General features: G+C 43.0%; 2 protein-coding genes. One reads left to right on the top strand and one right to left on the bottom strand.

The genetic code is table 11. The annotated features are described in order from the left end of the window. On the top strand, nt 1-536 hold a 536-nt coding region (locus ACWHAR_RS28760; protein ID WP_452088656.1), incomplete at its 5' end, for a beta-class carbonic anhydrase. Here ACWHAR_RS28760 and yidD read toward each other — a convergent pair. After that, the coding region (yidD, locus tag ACWHAR_RS28755; protein ID WP_452088657.1) for a membrane protein insertion efficiency factor YidD at nt 533-628 on the bottom strand (96 nt) is incomplete at its 5' end. The genes ACWHAR_RS28760 and yidD overlap by 4 nt on opposite strands.

Below are 628 nucleotides of genomic sequence, written 5' to 3'. Positions count from 1 at the left end.
TTAACAAGACATTTACTGAACAAAGAGAGTATGAAAAGTATCAAACATCAAAATTTCCAGATAAAAAAATGGCGATTCTTTCTTGCATGGACACTCGTCTGGTTGAACTGCTGCCGCATGCGATGAATTTGCGAAACGGTGATGTGAAAATCATTAAAAGTGCCGGTGCGCTTGTGACACACCCATTCGGAAGCATCATGAGAAGTTTACTCGTCGCAGTGTACGAGCTGAATGCAGATGAGGTGTGTGTGATCGGGCATCACGATTGCGGCATGAGCAAAATCAGCAGCAAAAGCATGCTTGAAAAAATCAAAGCAAGAGGGATTCCGGAAGAACGCATCGAAACAATAAAGTACTCCGGTGTAGACTTTGATCAATGGTTTAAAAGCTTTGATTCAGTGGAAGCGAGTGTGAAAGACAGCGTAGACGTTATTAAACATCACCCGCTGTTCCCGGAAAACGTTCCGGTCCATGGCTTAGTCATTGATCCTAAAACAGGAAAACTGGATCTTATCGTAAACGGCTATAACAATTAATGTTTTTGTTTTTTTTCAGGAACGGGATCGACTCCTCCCGGATGGAACGGGTGGCATTTCAAAATCCGTTTGATTGTCAGCCATCCGCCTTT

Source organism: Bacillus sp. LR--39, from assembly GCF_053613335.1.
Note: the sequence above shows the minus strand (reverse complement) of the source record. Positions and strands in the feature narration are given on the sequence as shown.